Origin of the sequence: Nonomuraea africana, assembly GCF_014873535.1 — a bacterium.
GTDB classification, from domain to species: Bacteria; Actinomycetota; Actinomycetes; order Streptosporangiales; family Streptosporangiaceae; genus Nonomuraea; species Nonomuraea africana.
In genome coordinates this window covers 708693-725762 of record NZ_JADBEF010000001.1, presented here as the reverse complement: position 1 = coordinate 725762, position 17070 = coordinate 708693, and the positions used below count along the sequence as shown (strand labels likewise).

Genomic DNA, 17070 nt, shown 5'->3' with positions numbered 1-17070 from the left:
GATCTACGCAATCGGGACGCCCGTCAGACCAGAACGCGCAGGTCAAGCCGATACGGTACGAAACATGCGCGCCGACAAAGCGGTGACGCTCGCCGCACTGGTGGTGCTGTCCACCGCGTGCGGCGGCGCGCCCCCTTCCATACAGCATCAGGCGGCCACGACGATCCCGCCGCTGGCGGGGAAGGTCGTCGCGCTCGATCCCGGCCACAACGGCGGCAACGCCGCGCACCCCGAGGTGATCAACCGCCAGGTCGACATCATCACCCAGCGAAAGCCGTGCAACACCACAGGTACCCAGACCGCCGCCGGGTACACCGAGCACGCGTTCACCTGGGACGTGGCCCGCAGGCTCGCCCCGATCCTGGAGGAGATGGGCGCCAAGGTGGTGCTGACCAGGCCGGACGACACCGGCGTCGGGCCCTGCATCACGGAGCGGGCCGCCATCGCGAACCAGTCGGTGGCGGATGCGGTCGTGTCCATCCACGCCGACGGCGCCGCCCCGAGCGGGCATGGCTTCCACGTGATCCTTCCCGGCCTCGTCCCTGGGCACAACGACGAGATCGTCGAGCCCTCCCGGCGGCTGGGCATCGCGATCAGGGACGCCTACCGGGACGGCACCGGCCTGCCCTACTCCACCTACAGAGGCAGGAACGGACTGGAGACCCGCACCGACCTCGGCGGGCTGAACCTGTCGACCCGCCCTGCGGTGTTCATCGAGTGCGGCAACATGAACAACCGCGGCGACGCCGCCAAGATGTCGGACCCCGACTTCCGCGAACGCATCGCCACCTCGCTGGCCAAAGGGGTCGGGACCTTCCTCAAGAAGTAGCCCCGGAGCCTCGGCGTTCGCCCAGCTCAGCCCCTTGAGCAGGTCAAACGCCGGTGCGAGACTGGAGGCGACGGAAGGGGGAACGTCATGATCGAAGTCAAGAGCATCGACAAGCCGGACGAACGTCGCGACTTCCCGAACGGCCACCTGGATGTGTGCAGCCTCAGCGGCCTGAGCTTCGGAGTGGCCACGTTCGAGCCAGGATGGCGCTGGTCGGAGTCGGTGAAGCCCATCGCGGGCACCGAGTCGTGCGAGGTCCACCACAACGGGTTCGTGGTCTCCGGCAGGATGCGCATCAGGATGAACGACGGCGCCGAGGCCGAGGTGGGCCCCGGTGACGTCTTCGTCTGCACGCCGGGCCACGACGCCTGGGTCGTCGGCGACGAGCAGGTCGTCCTCTACGACTTCGCGGGCGGCGCCGCCGAGTACGCCAAGTCGCAGAGCGGGTAGCGGCGCGGTAGGCGCACCCTGCGCCGGGCCTCCTGGAGCTCCACCCGCGTTTGCCATTGTTTGTCCTACCTGTGTATCTCCGCAGCTCGACCGTATGGGAACGTCCGCCGTAGCCTCGGATGACCGGGAGTGACACGGGAGGAGGACGTCATCATGTTCATCCAGGTCATTCGAGGACGTACCGGTGACACGGCCGGGCTGCGCGCCGCGCTGGACCGGTGGGTAGCCGAGCTGTCGGGCAGCGCTCCAGGCTGGCTCGGCACCACCGCGGGCGTCACCGACGACGGGACGTTCGTCAACCTGGCCCGCTTCGAGTCCGAGGAGGCGGCGCGAGCCAACAGCGAACGGCCCGAGCAGGGCGCGTGGTGGCAGGAGACCTCGAAGCTCCTCACCGGCGACGTGATCTTCCATGACTGCCACGAGGTCATTCCGTTCCTGGGCGGCGGCTCGGACGACGCCGGGTTCGTCCAGGTGATCGAGGGCAAGGTGCGGAACGTCTCGCGGATGCGCGAGCTCAACGACCTGTACGAATCGGAGTTCACCGACTTCCGCCCCGACGTCATCGGCGGCATCGCGGCCCTGTGGGGTGAGGGCTCCTTCACGCAGGCGATCTATTTCACCTCCGAGGAGGAGGCCAGGGAGGGCGAGCGCAAGCAGCCGCCTTCCGAGCTCAAGGCGCTCTTCGACGAGGAGATGTCGCTCTACGAGGGCGACCTGGTCTACTACGACCTGCGCGACCCCTGGCTGGCCTCCGCGCGCTGACGGTGGCCGTGGCCCTAGGCCGTACGGCGGGCGCGGTGGACGGGGATGCCGGCCACCCGCACGAGCGCGCGCACATCGGCCCCGCCGTCGCGCAGGATGCGCGCGCTACCGTTGGCGGCGTCGGCGAGCAGGCCCCACAGCAGCCGCTCGCCCGTCACGGGGCCGGGCTTCCACAGGGCGACCTCGATCGCCTTCCTGGCGTGCATCCGCAGCGGGAGCACGCCCATCGGACCCGACAGCGTGACACGCAGCCAGTTGACCCGCGAGCGCCCCAGTCGCCACCGGCTCGGGTCGTCGAGGCCGTGGCGGGTGCGCCGCCGTACCTCCTCGACGTCGATGCCGATCGCGGCGAGCAGCTCGCGGGTGCGGCCGGTGTCGATGTGCGGGCGCAGCGCGGCGGGCTCCGGCAGGTGCGGCATCGGGTGCTCCTCGGCCAGCCCGAGTAGCAGCAGGTCGGTGTCGAGCGCGCTGCGCCCCGCGTTCATCGTCAGGATGCCCGCGCGCACCACGGCACGGCGAGCGGGGTCGGTGAACCTGTCGAACATCGCTATCTCCCGATCCTGCGGGCGTGCTTGCGGTGCGCGGACTGCCGCCTGACGCCCAGGGCGTCGGCGATCTGCTCCCACGACCAGCCCTGCGCCCGCGCGTTGGTGACGTGAACGGCCTCGAGCTCCTCCAGCAGGCCGCGAAGCGCCGCCACCGCGGCCAGCCCCACGCCCGGATCCTGGTCGCCCGCCGCCTCGGCCAGCTCGGTGACTCTCATGCCTGTCAGCATGCGCTGACAAGCGGGCGCTTGTCAACACATGCTGACGACAACCAAAAGCCTGCGCGGGCTGAGGTCTCTTTAGGACGAAGTCCGCGGTCCGTGGTCCCTCCGGGAGGGAGAGCCGCGGGCCGAGGTCCCTCCGCGAGGGAGAGCGCGTGCTGAGGTCTCGTGGGAGGGAGTGCCTGCGCTGAGGGAGCGCGGGCTGACGTCTCTTTCGAGCGAGGGCGCGCGCTGAGGTCTCTGAGCGGCGGGGCCGCCTTTCGACTCTGGACGCCGGCCGGGGTCAGACGAGGGAGCCTTCGCGGGCGACGACCCGTCCCGCCTTGAGCACCAGCGAGCGGACCGGGCGCACGCAGACCGCCTCGGCGGCGTTGCGGGCGTCGACGACCACCAGGTCGGCCACGTTCCCCACCGCCAGCCCGTAGTCGGCCAGGCCCGTGACGCGGGCGCCGCCGTAGGTCGCCGCGTCCAGCGCGAGCTCGATGTCCTCGTCGAGGGGTCCGGTCTGCTGCGCCTGCAGCAGCGCGCGGTCGAGCATGCATCCCGTGCCGAACGGGCTCCAGAGGTCGCGCACGCCGTCGTTGCCCAGCGTCATCGCCACCCCCGCGGCGGCGAGCTCCTTCAGCGGCATCGCGCGGCCAGGAGGGGCGATCGAGGCGATGGTGATGCCCGCCTCCGCCAGCCCTTCCAGCAGCTCGGCCCGTACGGCGGGCGCCGCGTCGCTGAGCGCGAACCCGTGGCTGACGGTCACCTTGCCCTGGAGACCCAGCGCCTTGGCGCGCTCGATGATGAGGCGGTACTGCCACTCGCCGAGCGACCCGCGGTCGTGCAGGTGGATGTCGACGCCCACGCCGTACTTCTCGGCCAGCCCGAACACGATGTCGAGGTGCCTGACCGCGTCGCCCTCGAGGCCCGCCGGGTCGAGCCCGCCGATGAGGTCGACGCCCTGCCGGAGCGCCTCCTCCAGCAGTTTGTCGGTGCCGGGCGCGATGAGCAGGCCCGCCTGAGGGAAGGCGACCAGCTGGCCGGTGACGCGGCCCTCGTGGCGGGCGAACGCCTCACGGACGGCGTCCACCGCGTCGAGGCCCATGACCGTGTCGACGTCCACGTGGGTGCGCACGTGCGTGGTGCCGAGCGTGATCATGTTCTCCAGCAGTGCCGAGATGTAGTCGGCGCTGGGGATGCCGAGCTCGGGGCGGCGCTCCTGACCTCCGCGGATCTTGCCCATGAGGCCGGGCGCGGAGGCGTGCGCCGCCCACGGCCCGCCCCACATGGTCTTGTCGATGTGCGCGTGACCGTCGATGAGGCCGGGGATGACCAGCTTGCCGCCCAGGTCCTCGACCTCGGCGGCGCTGAGACCTTGCCCGATCTCCGCGATGCGGCCCGACCTGATCAGCACGTCGGCGGGACCCGAGCCCCAGAGGTTGGCGTCGCGCAGCAGCAGCTCAGTCGTCATGCGTAATGGTATACCACTAATGCGCGACGGTGGTGTGCATCGTGAGCTGGGAGCCGTCCTCCGACAGCGTGAGCGCCACGCTCACCGAGCCGAGCTGTGACGTGCGGGCCACGTGCGTGCCGCCGCACGGGATCGACACCTCGCCCTCGGGAAGCGCGCAGTGCCAGGTGCGGCGGGCGGTGAGCTCGGGCCCCGGCACGTCGATCCACACCCGCGCGTCGGCCGCCACCCAGGTCTTCAGCAGGTCGTTGGCCCGATGGGCGACATCGTCGAGGTCGAGGTCCTCGGCCGAGAAGCCCTTCTTGCGCAGCGACTTGCCGAGCCGGTACTCGTCGACGCTCGCGTGCGGGGTGATGCGTGAACTCGTGATCGCGCTCTGGTCGAAGTCGGGATGACCGAGCGCGTCGGTCCTGACCTCCTTGCGCCAGCGGCCGGCCAGCGCGGCGTTGAGCGCCAGCGCCGCCAGGTGGCAGCCGGTGTGCCCGGCCGAGAGCGACTCCCTGAAGGCGGCGTCGACCTCCAGCTCGACCGTGGTGCCGGTCTCCAGTGGCGCGTCGGTCACATGGACGACGAGCCAGTCACAGCCGTCGTCGCCGCGCCTGGCGGAGATGTCCTGGCCGAGAAGGATCTCGCCCTCCGCCGACCGCGCGCCCGTCACGCAGTCGACGACGGGAAGCCCGCCGATCGTGCCACGATCGGCGGGCTGGTCGGGCCAGGTGTGGTCGAGCGGATGGAACGGCGTCTCGGCCGTGACGAGGCCGTGCCGTACCCCCAGCGGCACGGACCCGACGATCTCCGAACGGCCGCTGACCTGGCCCTCTGGGAAGGTGACAACAGTGGATCTCACACTGCCATCTTCTCAGCCCTCTCCTCGTCCCCCTGCGAGGGGAGGCCGCCGTCCTCGTCCTCGAGGTAGCGGTCGCCCCCGGCGTACCAGCCGGTGAACAGCTGGATCCCGACGACGACGAGCATCATCACGTACGGCACGTGCCATCCGCCCGTGGCCTCGTACAGCACGCCGACCAGCAGCGGCCCGGCGCCCGCGATCAGGTAGCCGACGCTCTGGCCGAAGGCCGAGAGCGCGGCGGTGGTCGCGGCGGTGCGGGTGCGCAGCGCCAGCATGGTGAGCGCGAGCGGGAAGGAGCCCATGCCGATGCCCACGAACAGCACCCAGACCCACGCGGTGGAGGAGGGCGCGAACCACAGGCCGAGGAAGCCGATCACGTAGAACGCCACGAGCCCTGCCACGACGGGGCGCTGGTCACGGAAGCGCGTGGCCAGCGAGGGCAGCACCAGAGAGACGGGGATGCTCAGCGCGGTGAAGACGCCGAGGATCACGCCCGCCTGGCTCGTGGAGTAGCCGCCGTCGGTGAGGATCTTGGCAAGCCAGCCGAACATGATGTAGGCGATCATCGACTGGGTGCCGAAGTAGACGGCCACCGCCCAGGCCAGCTTGCTGCGCACCAGGGTCCGCGGCGTGGCCTCCACCCTGCTGTCGTCCCGCTCCGGCTCACTGCGCAGGAGCGCAAGCCACGGAATGGCGGCGACGACCGCCAGCGCCGCCCACACCCCGAGCGCGACGTGCCAGTTGCCGTCGGCGGCGCGCTCGATGGGGACGGTGGCGGAGGCGGCGAGCATGGTGCCCACGGCGAGCGCCGTGGTGTAGACGGTGGTCATGACCCCGGCCCTGGCGGGGAAGTGCCGCTTGATCAGGCTCGGGATGAGCACGTTGCCGACGGCGCCGCCGGACAGCGCGACCGCGCTGCTCAGCAGGAACACCGGGGCCGAGTCGACCGACGCCCTGATCAACAGGCCCGCGCCGAGCGTGACCAGCGCCAGCAGCAGCAGGCGGTGCTCACCCAGACGGCGGGCCAGGCTGGGGGTGATCGCGCCGACCGTCGCGAACGCGAGCACGGGTAGGGTGGTGAGGATCCCCGTGCCCACGCTCGACATTCCGAGGCCGGCCGACAGCTGGTCGAGCAGTGGGCCGACGCTGGTGACCGCGGTCCGCAGATTGAGCGCCGCGAGGACGATTCCCAGCACGAGGAGCCAGGCCAACGAGCCGGTTCTGCCGCCTCTGGTCTCTTGGGTGAGCACGCTCATGCGGGACCGCTTCCTCCAGTCGTGGAATCATGGGATGACTTGATGAGTCACCAGCGTAACAGGAGTGAAACACCTGTTTATTCCTGAGGACATGGAGAAGCCCCCGTCCCTGGCGGGACGGGGGCTGGGCGAGTAGCCGCGCAGGAGGGTGCCGCGGCAACTCGCCGGGCGGGCGCTCCGCGGGCCGTTACAGGATGGGCCCGGGAGCGGGCGGCGGCTCCTCGCCGGGACGGCGTCCGGCCGGGGGAACGGGACCGGGGCCGGGCGGCGGGAGCGGGGTCTCCGGCGGGTAGTCGTTGCCGACCGTGCCGGGCGGCATCGGCTGGTCGAAGCCGCCCGTGCTCGACCCCTGCTGGTGCTTGCCGGGCACGTCGCCCCGCCACGCGCCGGTCTCGGTGCCGCGCGACTCGATGAAGTCCTTGAAGCGCTCGAGGTCACCGCGCACCCGGGCGCGGACGATCTGGAGCCAGTCGCCGACGGTCTCGACGAACCCCTGGGGGTCGTACTCCATCTGGAGCATCACCCTGGTCGTGTTGTCGTCTAGCCGGTGGAAGGTCACCACCCCGGCCTGGTGCGGCTTGTCCACCGAACGCCAGGCGATGCGCTCGTCCGGATGCTGTTCGGTGATCTCGGCCTCGAACTCGCGCGTGACCCCCGCGATGTCCACCAGCCACTGGGTGCGGGTGTCGCTCAGCTGTTTGACCGACTCCACTCCCTCCATGAACTGCGGGAAGCTCTCGAACTGGGTCCACTGGTCATATGCGACGCGGACCGGAACCCTGACGTCAACTGAATGCTCGATGGTGCTCATGGAGAGGTGTGCTGCCCTCTCACGCGGACGGCTAACGCCTGCGCCACAGCCAGTAGAGGCCGACGAGCGGCAGGACCAGGGGGATGAACAGGTAACCCTTGCCGTAAGCGGACCACACTGTGTCGTGCGGGAAAGCCGAGGGCGCGAGCAGACTGGCGGTGCCGATGACCAGCACCCCCGCCAGCTCGATGCCGAGCGCCCACAGCGCCAGGCGGCGCGCGCCGCGGGCCAGCGCCACGGTCAGCACGACGTAGACGGCGGCGGCGAAGGCGGACAGGGAGTACGCCAGCGGCGCCTCGCCGAACTTCGTGAGGATCTGCACCGCCGCCCGCGAGCCCGCGGCCAGTGCGAACAGGCCGTAGAGGGCGAGCAGGGCGCGCCCTGGCCCGGTGCCGATGCCGGTGCCGCCGGTCACGCCACGCCCTGCCAGATCTGCAGCAGCCGCCCCGTCATCACCGCGACCGCGAACCCGGCCACGACCAGGATCGCCGACCCCCACCGGCTCCGCTCGGCCAGCGCCAGGAAGACGCCCGCGGGCGGGATCAGCACGGTGCCCGCGAGGTAGCCGAAGAGCGTGGCCTTCTCCTGCGGCCCTTCGCCGCCCGCCACGCTCGCGATCGCCAGGCCCGCCTGCGCCAGCAGCGCCACCTCCAGAACGGCGAAGCCGACCAGCAGGACCATGCCCATCGCCCGGTTGCGGATCGCGACGATCAGGCTCACGAGGGCCAGCAGCAGCGCAGCGACGATCACGCAGGTGGCCAGGGTGGTGTTCATCGCGGGACAGGCTACCGCGCGCCCATGCCGGTCTCGATACCGTCCGGCAACCAGGCGAGCCCCTGCTCGAAGTCGCCGGCGACCTGCTCTGCCGCCTGGTTCCCGTGCTGCTGATGCCGCGACAGCGCGCATACGATTGATGAGTGGAACGCATCCTGGTCAGCGCCTGCCTGATGGGGCGCCGAGTCCGTTACGACGGGGGCGCGAAGACCAGCCATGACGCCCTGCTCGCCGAGTGGCGGGAGCAGGGCAGGCTGGTCCCCTTCTGCCCCGAGGTCGAGGGCGGACTGCCGACGCCGCGCCCCGCCGCCGAGATCGAGGGCGGCGCGGGCGGCGCCGCCGTGCTCGCGGGGGCCGCCCGCGTGCTGACCACCGAGGGCGAGGACGTCACCGGCGCCTTCATGGCCGGGGCGCAGGCCGCGCTCGCGGTCGCCACCTCTTTCGGCATCAGGATGGCGATCCTCAAGGAGGGCAGCCCCTCCTGCGGCGCGCTGTCCATCTACGACGGCACCTTCCGCGGCCGCAGGCTGCCGGGGCAGGGCGTGACGACGAGCCTGCTGGAACTGCACGGCATCAGGGTCTTCACCGAGGACCACATCGCCGACGCCGGGGCCTACCTGCGCACCCTCGAGGCGTAGAGGGCGCCGCCCAGGCTCAGCACGAGCAGCGTCGCGATGATCCGGTGGTACCAGTCGTTGAGCGGGGTGGACTGTCCTCCGCCGAAGGCGATGGCGACGATGCCGAGCAGCACGCCGCCCAGGGCGACGGCGTGGCCGACCCGCAGTCCGGTCCACGCCCACGGCCTGGAGGCGAGCGCGCCGTACGCGCCGACCAGCAGGGCGGTGCCGCACACGGTCTCGACGACGATGGCGGGCAGGACCACCGGCTCGGTGACGGGCCCGATGGCGAGGCCGGTGTGCAGGAGCGCGCCGAGGTAGAAGCTGACGGCGTAGACGATGGCGAGCGTTCCGAGGCTCTTTTTGAGGATGTTCACAGGTCCACGCTCGCAACAGCCGGCCCGGGCGGAATCCGCCCGGCGAGGGCTTCGCGGCTACACCGCCGGGCGTAGCGGCGGCCCCTGTGCCTTCACCAGGGCCGCCCGGCCAGCGAGAGGGCCAGCTGGAAGCGGCTGCGCGCGCCGTACCTGTCGAGCAGGACCCGCACCGTGGCGGTGACGGTGCGCTCGCTGACCCCGAGGCGGCGGGCCAGTCAACCCTACGGTGGCCAGCCCGGCGAGCAGGGCGCGCCTGCGGTTGACGGCGATGTTCGGCATGCGCCGATCATGTCCGGACGCCGGGCCGGGAGAGAAGTGTGTTGCGGGTTCCCGCAAAAGGAGCTTGACTCTCACACCGTGTCACGCCGTACATCAGGAGGAATGCAGACTATGACCCCTCTCGAGGCGGGCTTCGCCGCCGATCTCGCGGACCGGCTGAAGGGCCCCGCCGAGGAGCTCCACGGTCTGGTGATCACGAAGGACGGCAGGCTGGTCCTCGAGCACTACGGCGAGGGTGAGGACCACTCGTGGGAGATCTCCCACGGCGTGGTCACCTTCGGCCCCGACACGTTGCACGACCTGAGATCGGTGACCAAGAGCGTGGTCGGTCTCCTTTACGGCATCGCCATGGCCGACGGCCTGGTCCCCGAGCCGCAGGAACCGCTGCTCGCGCACTTCCCCGAGTATCCCGACCTGGCCGCCGATCCGCGCAGGGCGGCGCTGAAGGTCGAGCACGCGCTGACGATGACGCTCGGCCTGGAGTGGCGGGAGGACCTGCCCTACACCACGCCGGAGAACAGCGAGATCGCGATGGAGCTGGCCCCCGACCGGCACCGGTTCGTGCTGGACCGGCCGATCGTCGCCGAACCCGGCGAGAGCTGGACCTACTGCGGCGGCGCGTCGGCGATCCTCGCCAGGCTGATCGTCAAGGGCGCGGACGAGCCGCTGCCCGAGTTCGCGCGCAGGCGGCTGTTCGAACCTCTGGGCGTCACCCGCTTCGAGTGGCTGGCGGGCGACGACGGGGTGCACTCGGCCGCCGCCGGGCTCCGGCTGGCCCCCCGCGACCTGGCCGTGCTGGGCCAGGCCGTCCTGGAGGGCGGGGCAGGGGTCATCCCCTCCTCCTGGCTGGAACAGGCGTTGCGCCCGCGCGTGGAGCTGGGTGACGGCTCGGCCTACGGCTACCAGTGGTGGCTGGGCACGGGACGGCCCTCGCTGATCGCCGCCTACGGCAACGGCGGCCAGCGGCTCGTGCTCTATCCGGAGTTCGGGCTCGTCGTCGCCATGACCGCGGGCCGCTACGACGACCCCGACAGCTGGCGGGCGCCGCAGGCCGTCCTGGACGAGCTGCTCAGGGCGCGAGCCGAGACCTGATCACGGGTGTCAAACCCGGGCACGGGGGCAGCGGGACGGACATGTTCATCGATCGTGCGGACGCCGGGAGGCGGCTGGCCGTCAGGCTCCGCCATCTGGCGAGCGAGGATCCCGTCGTGCTGGGGCTGCCGAGAGGCGGCGTGCCCGTCGCCTTCGAGGTGGCCAGGGAGCTCGACGCGCCACTCGACGTGGCCGGTGTGGCGCCCGAGCAGGTCCCCGAGGCGGTCGAGCGGGCGGCCAGAGCCAGGCTCGGCAGCCCGCAGGTCCTGCTGACCGGCCGTACGGTCATCGTGGTCGCCGACGGCATCGCCACCGGCTCGACGGCGGGGGCGGCGTGCGCGGCGGCCAGGGCGGGCGGGGCGGCCAGGATCGTCGTGGCGGCCCCCGTACGGGCGGGGCAGGCCGTCGTGCCCGAGGCCGACGAGGTCGTCTGCCTGCTCGAGCCCGAGAGCCCGCGTTCGATCGGCGAGTGGTACGAGGACTTCGGGCAGGTGACGGAGGCGGACGTGACCACCCTGCTCGGAAGAGCCGCGGCCGCTCCCCGCGCGCGCGACGTGGAGCTGACCACGCCGCAGGGCGCGGGCGGCATGGTGGTGTTCGCGCAGGGCGGCGACAGCGGCCGGCACAACCCGCGCACCAGGCTCCTCGCCACCGTGCTGCACGAGGCGCGCCTGGGCACGCTGCTGTTCGACCTGACCCGGCCCGACGAGGACGGCTACGACATCCCGCTGCTCGCGCGGCGGCTGAGCGAGACCACCCTCTGGGTGCGCGAACGCGTGCCGGGAGCGCGGATCGGTTACTACGGCGCGGACACCGGCGCGGCCGCCGCGCTGTGGTCGGCCGCCGAACTGCGCGACGACATCTCCGCCGTCGTCTCCCGTGGAGGACGGCCCGACCTGGCCGCCCCTCGGCTGGCGGAGGTCACCGCGCCGACGCTGCTCGTCGTGGGAGAGCGCGACGAGCCGGTGCGCACGCTCAACCGCTCGGCGCAGGAACGGCTGCGCTGCCCGAACAAGCTGGAGACCGTGCGGGGGGCGACGCACCAGTTCGAGGAGCCGGGCGCCCTCGAGAAGGTGGCCGAGCTGGCGCGCGCGTGGCTCGTCAGGCACCTGAACCGCTGAGCTAACGCAGAGTAAGCTCGGGTCATGAAAGTGAGCCCGACCCCCGCCGACCCGAGCACCGACGCCTTCAACAACGACTGCCCAGGCAGGCAGGTCTTCGACCACGTGACCAGCCGGTGGGGCATCCTCGTGCTGGCCGCGCTACGCGAGGGCCCGCTCCGCTTCTACCAGCTGCGCGACCGCATCGGCGGCATCAGCGAGAAGATGCTGTCGCAGAACCTCCGGGTGCTGGCCCGCGACGGGCTGATCGAGCGCATGGTCGAGCCCGACATCCCGCCCAAGGTCTCCTACCGGCTGACCCCCCTGGGCCAGGAGGGGTCGGCGCCCCTTCGCGCCCTGCTCGACTGGATCGCCCTGCGCGCGCCCGACATCCTGGACGCGCAGAGCCGGCACGACGCGAACCTTTCTCCTCTCTCCTGAGTCACATATCGGGGGCCCATTCGCCACGGGGAAAGGACTCGACTCGATGCCTGTCGATCTCAACAACGCACAACCCCTCGCCTGGGACTCGGCCACCCTCGACCGCGACACCAAGGAGATGCTCGACAACCTCCAGCCGAACATCCTGCGCGCACACGTCCGCGAGCACCTGAGCGTGCTCTTCATCAGGTTCAACGACAGCGCCGACGGCAGGCGCTTCCTTCGCGAGGTCGCCACCACGCACATGAAGTCCGCCCGCCGGCACCTCGAAGAGGTGCGCGACTTCGCCAGGAGCGGCAGGCGGGGCACGCCGTACGTCGGGATCGGCGTCAGCAAGGCCGGCTACCGCGACCTCGGCCACAGCGTCGAGGAGCTGCGCCTGTTCGGCGACCGGGTCTTCCGTGACGGCATGAAGCGCAGGGTCGCCGAGGTGAACGATCCGGCGGTGACCGAGTGGGAGGCCGCCTACCAGCGCGAGATCCACGTCGTCCTCCTCATCGGCGACGCCGAGGCCGCCCCGGTGGCCAGGCTCCGCGACGAGATCCTCGGCCGGCTGCCTGAGAGCGCGCGGGTGCTGGGCGAGGAGAGCGGCCAGGGCATGCGCAACCCCGCGGGCGACGGCATCGAGCACTTCGGCTACGTCGACGGCCGCAGCCAGCCGCTCTTCCTGGCCGACGAGGTCGAGCGCGAGCCCCGCAAGCGGTGGAACCCGGCCTTCCCGCTGGCCAACGTCCTGGTCGCCGACCCGTTCGCGCCCTCGAGAGACCGGCACTTCGGCAGCTACTTCGTCTTCCGCAAGCTGGAGCAGAACGTCAGGGCGTTCAAGGAGATCGAGCGGGACCTGGCCGACTCCCTCGGTCTGGAGGGCGCCGACCGCGACCGCGCGGGCGCGATGCTCGTCGGCAGGTTCAAGGACGGCACCCCCGTCACCTCGAAGGCGAAGGCGGGTGGCGGTCCCGTGGCCAACGACTTCACCTTCGACTCCGACGACGGGGCCAAGTGCCCGTTCAGCGGGCACATCCGCAAGACCAACCCCCGTTTCGAGGACATCAGGCACGTGCTCATGGCCAGGCGGGGCCAGACCTACGGCGAGCGCGCCGACCAGCCGTGGGACGACGCCCCGCCCGAGACGAGGCCGAGCGCGGAGGTCGGGCTGCTGTTCATGGCCTTCAACTCCAGCCTGGAGAACCAGTTCGAGTTCACCCAGCGCGACTGGGCGAACAACGCCGACTTCCTCAACCCGGCGACCGGTCACGACCCGGTCATCGGGCAGGGCGACCGCGACATCAAGGTGACCTTCCCCAAGGTGTGGGGCAAGCCCGAGGTGTCGCTCCCACAGGGTCAGGTCGCCCAGACGGTCACGATGCTCGGCGGAGAGTACTTCTTCATGCCGTCGCTGGCCTACCTGCGCGCGCTCTGACCGTCTCCCCGGGACGGCCCCGGTGGCCGTCCCGGGGTGCAAGGCGCAATCGCGTGCCGATGCCGTAGCATCCACGGCTTATGAGCATTGCCATCGCACTCCTCTATCTCGTCCCGACGGTGATCGTCCTGGTCGTCGGCATCGTGCTGACCGCGCGGGCCAGGGGCAGCCACGGCCGAGGCGCGACCCTCGGCCTGGTCGGCTGCGTCGTGCTGCTGGTGGCCGCCCTCCTGCAGGGCGCCTACCAGGCCTTCCTGGACTCACTGGTCCAGTCCGGCGGCTACCGGATGATGGCGACGCTGGCCATGATCTCCGGCCTGGTGTTCATGGTGATCAACGTGGCCGGTCTCGGCCTCCTGATCTCCGGCGTGGTGGCCCGCCGCAACGGGGCCCAGCAGCCGGCGCAGGGCTGGCAGCAGCCCTACCCGCCGCAGCCGCCCTACTCCCAGCAGCCGCCGCCCGGCCAGTGGCCCTCGAGGTAGTCGCCCCAGCCGATCGTCCTTCAGGCCGTGCCCCTCGGCCATCACCTCGGGGTCGCCTTGCTTCTGCAGTAGCGGCGCCGCCTTCCCCTCGACGGGCCGCCTGCTCGCGGCGCGCCAGACTTCGGGTGATGCGGCAAAGACGGAGCAGTTCCGCGAATTGTGACAGCTGGCTATATTCGGGCTAGACAATCGGCCAGGGCGCGGGGGGAATCGATGAGGTCCGAGGGCGACCCCAATCCGACAGTCAGGATCCGCAGGCCGCAGCCCGGCCAGGTGAGCCAGCCGCTGCCCGTGCAGCCGCCGCCACCCACGGCGCCACCGCCACCCATGGCCCCGCCGCCACCGCCGAGGCAGCATGGACAGCCCGCGCAGCAGGGACCGCCCGCCGCGCCCGAGGAGCTCGGAGCGGGGACCGTACGCCTGCCGTACACGCCTGACGATCTTCCGCCCGTGGTCTACGCGCCGCCGCCGAAGGCGCGCTGGCGCTGGGTGGTGGTCTCGGTCGTGCTGGCCGCCCTCCTGCTGGCGGCGCTGATCTTCGGGGTGATCGGCCTGAACAAGGGCGCGTTCTAGTGGAGAATCCTCCAAAATCTCCGCCGTTCTGAGGCGGGAGTTTCGTGAGGCGGGGACACGCGCGGGAAACACGCGGTTGATGTACTGACCGCATCCCCCCGACCTCCGGAGAGCCACATGACCCACCCGGTGGACCAGCGGTTGCCACTCCCCCAGACGGCCGCGCTCGGCCTGCAGCACGTGCTCGCGATGTACGCGGGCGCGGTCGCGGTGCCCCTCATCGTCGGCGGCGCGATGAAGCTGCCGCCCGCCGACCTGGCCTATCTCATCAACGCCGACCTGCTCATCTCCGGCATCGCCACGCTCATCCAGTGCGTCGGCGTGTGGCGCTTCGGCGTCCGTCTGCCGATCATGCAGGGCTGCACGTTCGCCGCCGTCACCCCGATGGTGCTCATCGGCACCACGGGCGGCGGGCTGCCCGCCATCTACGGCGCGGTGATCGTCTCAGGACTGCTCGTCGTGGCGGTCGCGCCGTTCTTCAGCAAGCTCCTGCGCTTCTTCCCGCCCCTGGTCACCGGCACCGTGATCACCATCATCGGCATCACGCTGCTGCCCGTGGCGGCCAAGTGGGCCGCCGGCGGCGTCGGCTCCCCCACGTACGGCGAGCCGCGTAACATCGCGCTGGCGGGCGCCGTCCTGGCCTTCGTCATCGCCCTCCACAGGTTCGCCCCTCCGGCGCTGGCCCGGGTGGCGGTGCTGCTGGGCATCGTGATCGGCACGCTGGTGGCGATCCCGTTCGGCTTCACCGACTTCTCCCACGTGGGCGAGGCCGACCTGATCGGTGTCAGCACGCCGTTCCACTTCGGCCTGCCGACGTTCGAGGTGGCCGCGGTCGTCTCTATGATCATCGTGATGCTGGTGTCGATGACCGAGACGACCGGCGACTTCATCGCGGTCGCCGAGATCACCGAGTCGGAGCTGCCGCCCGGCCGCCTGGCCGACGGCCTGCGCGCCGACGGCCTGTCCACGGCGCTCGGCGGCGTCTTCAACACCTTCCCCTACACCGCCTTCGCGCAGAACGTCGGCCTGGTCGGGCTCACCGGGGTCAAGAGCCGATGGGTGGTCGCGGTGTCGGGCGGCATCCTGGTGCTGCTGGGCCTGGTGCCGGTGCTCGGCGCGATCGTGGCCGCGGTGCCCGCCGCGGTGCTCGGCGGCGCCGGCATCGCGATGTTCGGCACGGTCGCCGCGACCGGCATCCGCACCCTGTCGAGGGTGAGCTTCACCGGCAACGCCAACCTGCTCGTGGTGGCGCTGTCGATCGGCATCGCGCTGATCCCGCTCGGCGCCGAGGGCGTCTACGACAAGTTCCCGCACTGGTTCCAGATCATCATGCACAGCGGCATCAGCGCGGGCTGCGTCGCGGTCATCCTGCTCAATCTGCTCTTCAACCACGTCGGCGGCAGGAAGCGCGTCGATCAGACCTGACGCAGCGTGCGGGCGAGGCCCTCGGGCGAGTCGCTGCGCGCCACCACCGCGGTGAGCACCTCGCGCAGCGCGCCGATCCTGTCCTCGCCCAGCTCGGCGCTCAGCCCCCGCTCGAAGGCGACATGGAAGTCATGGCCCGCGCTCATCAGGGCGCGGGCCTTGTCGGTGAGGTGCAGCAGCCTGACCCGGCCGTCGGCGGGATCGGCGACCCGCTCCACGTAGCCTGCCGCCACCATCTCCTCGACCGTCTTGGCCGCGCCCTGCGGGGTGATCTCCAGTCTGACCGCGAGCTGGCTGGTCGTCATCGGCCGTACGGCCAGCACCTTGAACGCGTAGCCGAACGCCGGGCGCAGGTTCGTGAACCCGCGCTCGGCCAGGTGCTCGTGCAGCTCGGTCACGAACTGGTTGTAGGCCAGGCCGAGCAGGACCCCGAAATCCATGTTTGACTTTCCCTCCGAGATAGACAACCATGGTTGTAAACCTTGGTTGTAGATCTGTATGGAGGATACACCTCGTGCCAGTCGTCCTGGGAGCCACCGCCCCCGTTTTCACCATCGGAACCACCCGCTTCACCGGCCTGGCCGCACCCAGCAGGGGCGCGAAGGAGACCTGCGTGTGGCGCACCCACGTCGCCCCGCACACCGAGCCGAACGTGCACTCCTTCGACAGGGAGGAGGTCCTGGTCGTCACCTCGGGCGCGGGCGTGGCCCACCTCGACGGCGTCCCGCACCCCGTCGGCCAGGGCGACGCGATCGTCGTGCCGGCCGGAACCCTCTTCGCCCTGGGCAACCCGCACGACGAGCCCCTGGAGCTGGTCGTGGCGCTGCCCGTGGGCGCGCTGGCCCGGCTGGCCGACGGCAGCACCGTCGTTCCCCCCGCGGCCGTCTGATGGGCGTCATCCAGGGCCGCGACGCTCCGGTCTTCACCGTCCCGCACGTCACCGCGACCGGACTGGCCGCCCCCAGCAGGGGCGCGAGCGAGACCTGCGCGTGGCGCTTCACCTTCGAGCCTGGCGCCCGCCGACGGTACCCACATGGTCGACAGGGAGGAGGTGTTCGTGGTGCTCTCCGGCGGCGTGACGGCCAGGCTGGAGGGCGCCGAGCACCGGCTGGTGACGGGCGACGCGCTCATCGTGCCGCCGCACACCCCCTTCGCCCTGGGCAACCCGCACGACGAACCGGCGGAACTCGTCGCGGTGCTGCCGGTCGGCGGGCAGGCGATCATGCAGGGGATGGAACCGTTCGTCCCACCGTGGGCCCGATAAGGCAGCGAGCCAGCTCCCCAACGGGAGGTGAAGCTCGCGACCATGAGGT

The 17070-nt window shown here is 71.1% G+C and carries 23 protein-coding genes; 13 read left to right on the top strand and 10 right to left on the bottom strand.

What is annotated here, in order from left to right:
• The first annotated feature begins 64 nt into the window (after nucleotides 1–64).
• The 3 genes from H4W81_RS03315 to H4W81_RS03305 all read left to right on the top strand — a co-directional run bounded on the left by H4W81_RS03315 (nucleotide 65) and on the right by H4W81_RS03305 (nucleotide 2041).
• Nucleotides 65–829 carry an N-acetylmuramoyl-L-alanine amidase gene (locus H4W81_RS03315; RefSeq protein WP_192773413.1) on the top strand — a complete coding sequence of 255 codons (765 nt, stop codon included), beginning with the start codon at nucleotides 65–67 and terminating at the stop codon, nucleotides 827–829.
• An 87-nt stretch (nucleotides 830–916) separates the two neighbouring features.
• Nucleotides 917–1279 carry a cupin domain-containing protein gene (locus tag H4W81_RS03310; protein WP_192773412.1) on the top strand — a complete coding sequence of 121 codons (363 nt, stop codon included), beginning with the start codon at nucleotides 917–919 and terminating at the stop codon, nucleotides 1277–1279.
• A gap of 153 nt (nucleotides 1280–1432) precedes the next feature.
• Entirely contained in the window at nucleotides 1433–2041 is a 609-nt protein-coding gene (locus H4W81_RS03305; protein WP_192773411.1) for a hypothetical protein, read from the top strand.
• 14 nt (nucleotides 2042–2055) lie between these two features.
• Here H4W81_RS03305 and H4W81_RS03300 read toward each other — a convergent pair whose 3' ends face one another.
• From H4W81_RS03300 to H4W81_RS03265, 8 genes are all read right to left on the bottom strand, one after another.
• Nucleotides 2056–2586 carry a Clp protease N-terminal domain-containing protein gene (locus tag H4W81_RS03300; RefSeq protein WP_192773410.1) on the bottom strand — a complete coding sequence of 177 codons (531 nt, stop codon included), beginning with the start codon at nucleotides 2584–2586 and terminating at the stop codon, nucleotides 2056–2058.
• A 2-nt stretch (nucleotides 2587–2588) separates the two neighbouring features.
• The gene (locus H4W81_RS03295) at nucleotides 2589–2804 is read right to left on the bottom strand and encodes a helix-turn-helix domain-containing protein (protein ID WP_192773409.1); all 216 of its coding nucleotides are present in this window, start codon (nucleotides 2802–2804) and stop codon (nucleotides 2589–2591) included.
• A gap of 286 nt (nucleotides 2805–3090) precedes the next feature.
• Nucleotides 3091–4263, bottom strand: a complete 1173-nt coding sequence (locus tag H4W81_RS03290; protein ID WP_192773408.1) for an amidohydrolase — start codon at nucleotides 4261–4263, stop codon at nucleotides 3091–3093.
• A gap of 16 nt (nucleotides 4264–4279) precedes the next feature.
• Entirely contained in the window at nucleotides 4280–5110 is an 831-nt protein-coding gene (locus H4W81_RS03285) for an alanyl-tRNA editing protein (protein WP_192773407.1), read from the bottom strand.
• The gene (locus tag H4W81_RS03280) at nucleotides 5107–6366 is read right to left on the bottom strand and encodes a CynX/NimT family MFS transporter (RefSeq protein WP_192773406.1); all 1260 of its coding nucleotides are present in this window, start codon (nucleotides 6364–6366) and stop codon (nucleotides 5107–5109) included. Before H4W81_RS03280 ends, H4W81_RS03285 begins: the two co-directional genes overlap by 4 nt.
• A 187-nt stretch (nucleotides 6367–6553) precedes the next feature.
• Nucleotides 6554–7177 carry an SRPBCC family protein gene (locus H4W81_RS03275; RefSeq protein WP_192773405.1) on the bottom strand — a complete coding sequence of 208 codons (624 nt, stop codon included), beginning with the start codon at nucleotides 7175–7177 and terminating at the stop codon, nucleotides 6554–6556.
• Nucleotides 7178–7208: 31 nt separating this feature from the next.
• Nucleotides 7209–7592 (bottom strand): hypothetical protein, encoded by a 384-nt coding sequence (locus H4W81_RS03270; protein WP_192773404.1) that lies wholly within the window; start codon nucleotides 7590–7592, stop codon nucleotides 7209–7211.
• Nucleotides 7589–7951 carry a hypothetical protein gene (locus H4W81_RS03265; protein ID WP_192773403.1) on the bottom strand — a complete coding sequence of 121 codons (363 nt, stop codon included), beginning with the start codon at nucleotides 7949–7951 and terminating at the stop codon, nucleotides 7589–7591. Before H4W81_RS03265 ends, H4W81_RS03270 begins: the two co-directional genes overlap by 4 nt.
• Nucleotides 7952–8094: 143 nt before the next feature.
• Between H4W81_RS03265 and H4W81_RS03260 the strand changes: the two genes are divergently transcribed.
• Nucleotides 8095–8589, top strand: a complete 495-nt coding sequence (locus tag H4W81_RS03260) for a 2-thiouracil desulfurase family protein (RefSeq protein WP_192773402.1) — start codon at nucleotides 8095–8097, stop codon at nucleotides 8587–8589.
• Here the strand turns inward: H4W81_RS03260 and H4W81_RS03255 are convergent.
• Complete coding sequence (locus H4W81_RS03255) at nucleotides 8565–8945, bottom strand: hypothetical protein (RefSeq protein WP_192773401.1); 381 nt, start codon at nucleotides 8943–8945, stop codon at nucleotides 8565–8567. The genes H4W81_RS03260 and H4W81_RS03255 overlap by 25 nt on opposite strands.
• Before the next feature lie 390 nt (nucleotides 8946–9335).
• Between H4W81_RS03255 and H4W81_RS03250 the strand changes: the two genes are divergently transcribed.
• The 7 genes from H4W81_RS03250 to H4W81_RS03220 all read left to right on the top strand — a co-directional run bounded on the left by H4W81_RS03250 (nucleotide 9336) and on the right by H4W81_RS03220 (nucleotide 15757).
• Nucleotides 9336–10316, top strand: a complete 981-nt coding sequence (locus H4W81_RS03250; protein ID WP_192773400.1) for a serine hydrolase domain-containing protein — start codon at nucleotides 9336–9338, stop codon at nucleotides 10314–10316.
• Nucleotides 10317–10357: 41 nt separating this feature from the next.
• Nucleotides 10358–11437, top strand: coding sequence for a phosphoribosyltransferase family protein (locus H4W81_RS03245; RefSeq protein WP_192773399.1), 1080 nt, complete (start codon nucleotides 10358–10360; stop codon nucleotides 11435–11437).
• 24 nt (nucleotides 11438–11461) lie between these two features.
• Nucleotides 11462–11857: a winged helix-turn-helix transcriptional regulator gene (locus H4W81_RS03240; RefSeq protein WP_192773398.1), complete on the top strand. Its 396-nt coding sequence runs from the start codon at nucleotides 11462–11464 to the stop codon at nucleotides 11855–11857.
• A gap of 46 nt (nucleotides 11858–11903) precedes the next feature.
• Nucleotides 11904–13277, top strand: coding sequence for a Dyp-type peroxidase (locus H4W81_RS03235; RefSeq protein ID WP_192773397.1), 1374 nt, complete (start codon nucleotides 11904–11906; stop codon nucleotides 13275–13277).
• A gap of 80 nt (nucleotides 13278–13357) precedes the next feature.
• Nucleotides 13358–13759 carry a hypothetical protein gene (locus H4W81_RS03230; protein ID WP_192773396.1) on the top strand — a complete coding sequence of 134 codons (402 nt, stop codon included), beginning with the start codon at nucleotides 13358–13360 and terminating at the stop codon, nucleotides 13757–13759.
• Nucleotides 13760–13972: 213 nt separating this feature from the next.
• Nucleotides 13973–14332 (top strand): hypothetical protein, encoded by a 360-nt coding sequence (locus tag H4W81_RS03225; RefSeq protein ID WP_192773395.1) that lies wholly within the window; start codon nucleotides 13973–13975, stop codon nucleotides 14330–14332.
• 117 nt (nucleotides 14333–14449) lie between these two features.
• Nucleotides 14450–15757 carry a nucleobase:cation symporter-2 family protein gene (locus tag H4W81_RS03220; RefSeq protein ID WP_192773394.1) on the top strand — a complete coding sequence of 436 codons (1308 nt, stop codon included), beginning with the start codon at nucleotides 14450–14452 and terminating at the stop codon, nucleotides 15755–15757.
• Here H4W81_RS03220 and H4W81_RS03215 read toward each other — a convergent pair.
• Nucleotides 15748–16197 carry a MarR family winged helix-turn-helix transcriptional regulator gene (locus H4W81_RS03215; protein WP_192773393.1) on the bottom strand — a complete coding sequence of 150 codons (450 nt, stop codon included), beginning with the start codon at nucleotides 16195–16197 and terminating at the stop codon, nucleotides 15748–15750. The two genes, H4W81_RS03220 and H4W81_RS03215, sit on opposite strands and share 10 nt — an antisense overlap.
• Before the next feature lie 74 nt (nucleotides 16198–16271).
• Here H4W81_RS03215 and H4W81_RS03210 point away from each other — a divergent pair, with 74 nt between their 5' ends.
• A complete protein-coding gene (locus H4W81_RS03210) occupies nucleotides 16272–16646 on the top strand; it encodes a cupin domain-containing protein (RefSeq protein WP_318781494.1) in 375 nt (124 codons plus the stop codon).
• A 144-nt stretch (nucleotides 16647–16790) separates the two neighbouring features.
• Entirely contained in the window at nucleotides 16791–17021 is a 231-nt protein-coding gene (locus tag H4W81_RS46690; protein ID WP_225958435.1) for a cupin domain-containing protein, read from the top strand.
• The last annotated feature ends 49 nt before the right edge of the window (nucleotides 17022–17070 follow it).

Excerpts from the sequence above, each read along its gene's own strand:
- H4W81_RS03280 (WP_192773406.1), bottom strand. The coding sequence starts at position 6,366 with ATGAGCGTGCTCACCCAAGAGACCAGAGGCGGCAGAACCGGCTCGTTG.
- H4W81_RS03290 (WP_192773408.1), bottom strand. The coding sequence starts at position 4,263 with ATGACGACTGAGCTGCTGCTGCGCGACGCCAACCTCTGGGGCTCGGGT.
- H4W81_RS03230 (WP_192773396.1), top strand. The coding sequence starts at position 13,358 with ATGAGCATTGCCATCGCACTCCTCTATCTCGTCCCGACGGTGATCGTC.
- H4W81_RS46690 (WP_225958435.1), top strand. The coding sequence starts at position 16,791 with ATGGTCGACAGGGAGGAGGTGTTCGTGGTGCTCTCCGGCGGCGTGACG.
- H4W81_RS03220 (WP_192773394.1), top strand. The coding sequence starts at position 14,450 with ATGACCCACCCGGTGGACCAGCGGTTGCCACTCCCCCAGACGGCCGCG.
- H4W81_RS03225 (WP_192773395.1), top strand. The coding sequence starts at position 13,973 with ATGAGGTCCGAGGGCGACCCCAATCCGACAGTCAGGATCCGCAGGCCG.
- H4W81_RS03235 (WP_192773397.1), top strand. The coding sequence starts at position 11,904 with ATGCCTGTCGATCTCAACAACGCACAACCCCTCGCCTGGGACTCGGCC.
- H4W81_RS03215 (WP_192773393.1), bottom strand. The coding sequence starts at position 16,197 with ATGGATTTCGGGGTCCTGCTCGGCCTGGCCTACAACCAGTTCGTGACC.
- H4W81_RS03300 (WP_192773410.1), bottom strand. The coding sequence starts at position 2,586 with ATGTTCGACAGGTTCACCGACCCCGCTCGCCGTGCCGTGGTGCGCGCG.
- H4W81_RS03265 (WP_192773403.1), bottom strand. The coding sequence starts at position 7,951 with ATGAACACCACCCTGGCCACCTGCGTGATCGTCGCTGCGCTGCTGCTG.
- H4W81_RS03250 (WP_192773400.1), top strand. The coding sequence starts at position 9,336 with ATGACCCCTCTCGAGGCGGGCTTCGCCGCCGATCTCGCGGACCGGCTG.
- H4W81_RS03240 (WP_192773398.1), top strand. The coding sequence starts at position 11,462 with ATGAAAGTGAGCCCGACCCCCGCCGACCCGAGCACCGACGCCTTCAAC.
- H4W81_RS03315 (WP_192773413.1), top strand. The coding sequence starts at position 65 with ATGCGCGCCGACAAAGCGGTGACGCTCGCCGCACTGGTGGTGCTGTCC.
- H4W81_RS03275 (WP_192773405.1), bottom strand. The coding sequence starts at position 7,177 with ATGAGCACCATCGAGCATTCAGTTGACGTCAGGGTTCCGGTCCGCGTC.
- H4W81_RS03310 (WP_192773412.1), top strand. The coding sequence starts at position 917 with ATGATCGAAGTCAAGAGCATCGACAAGCCGGACGAACGTCGCGACTTC.
- H4W81_RS03305 (WP_192773411.1), top strand. The coding sequence starts at position 1,433 with ATGTTCATCCAGGTCATTCGAGGACGTACCGGTGACACGGCCGGGCTG.
- H4W81_RS03295 (WP_192773409.1), bottom strand. The coding sequence starts at position 2,804 with ATGAGAGTCACCGAGCTGGCCGAGGCGGCGGGCGACCAGGATCCGGGC.
- H4W81_RS03245 (WP_192773399.1), top strand. The coding sequence starts at position 10,358 with ATGTTCATCGATCGTGCGGACGCCGGGAGGCGGCTGGCCGTCAGGCTC.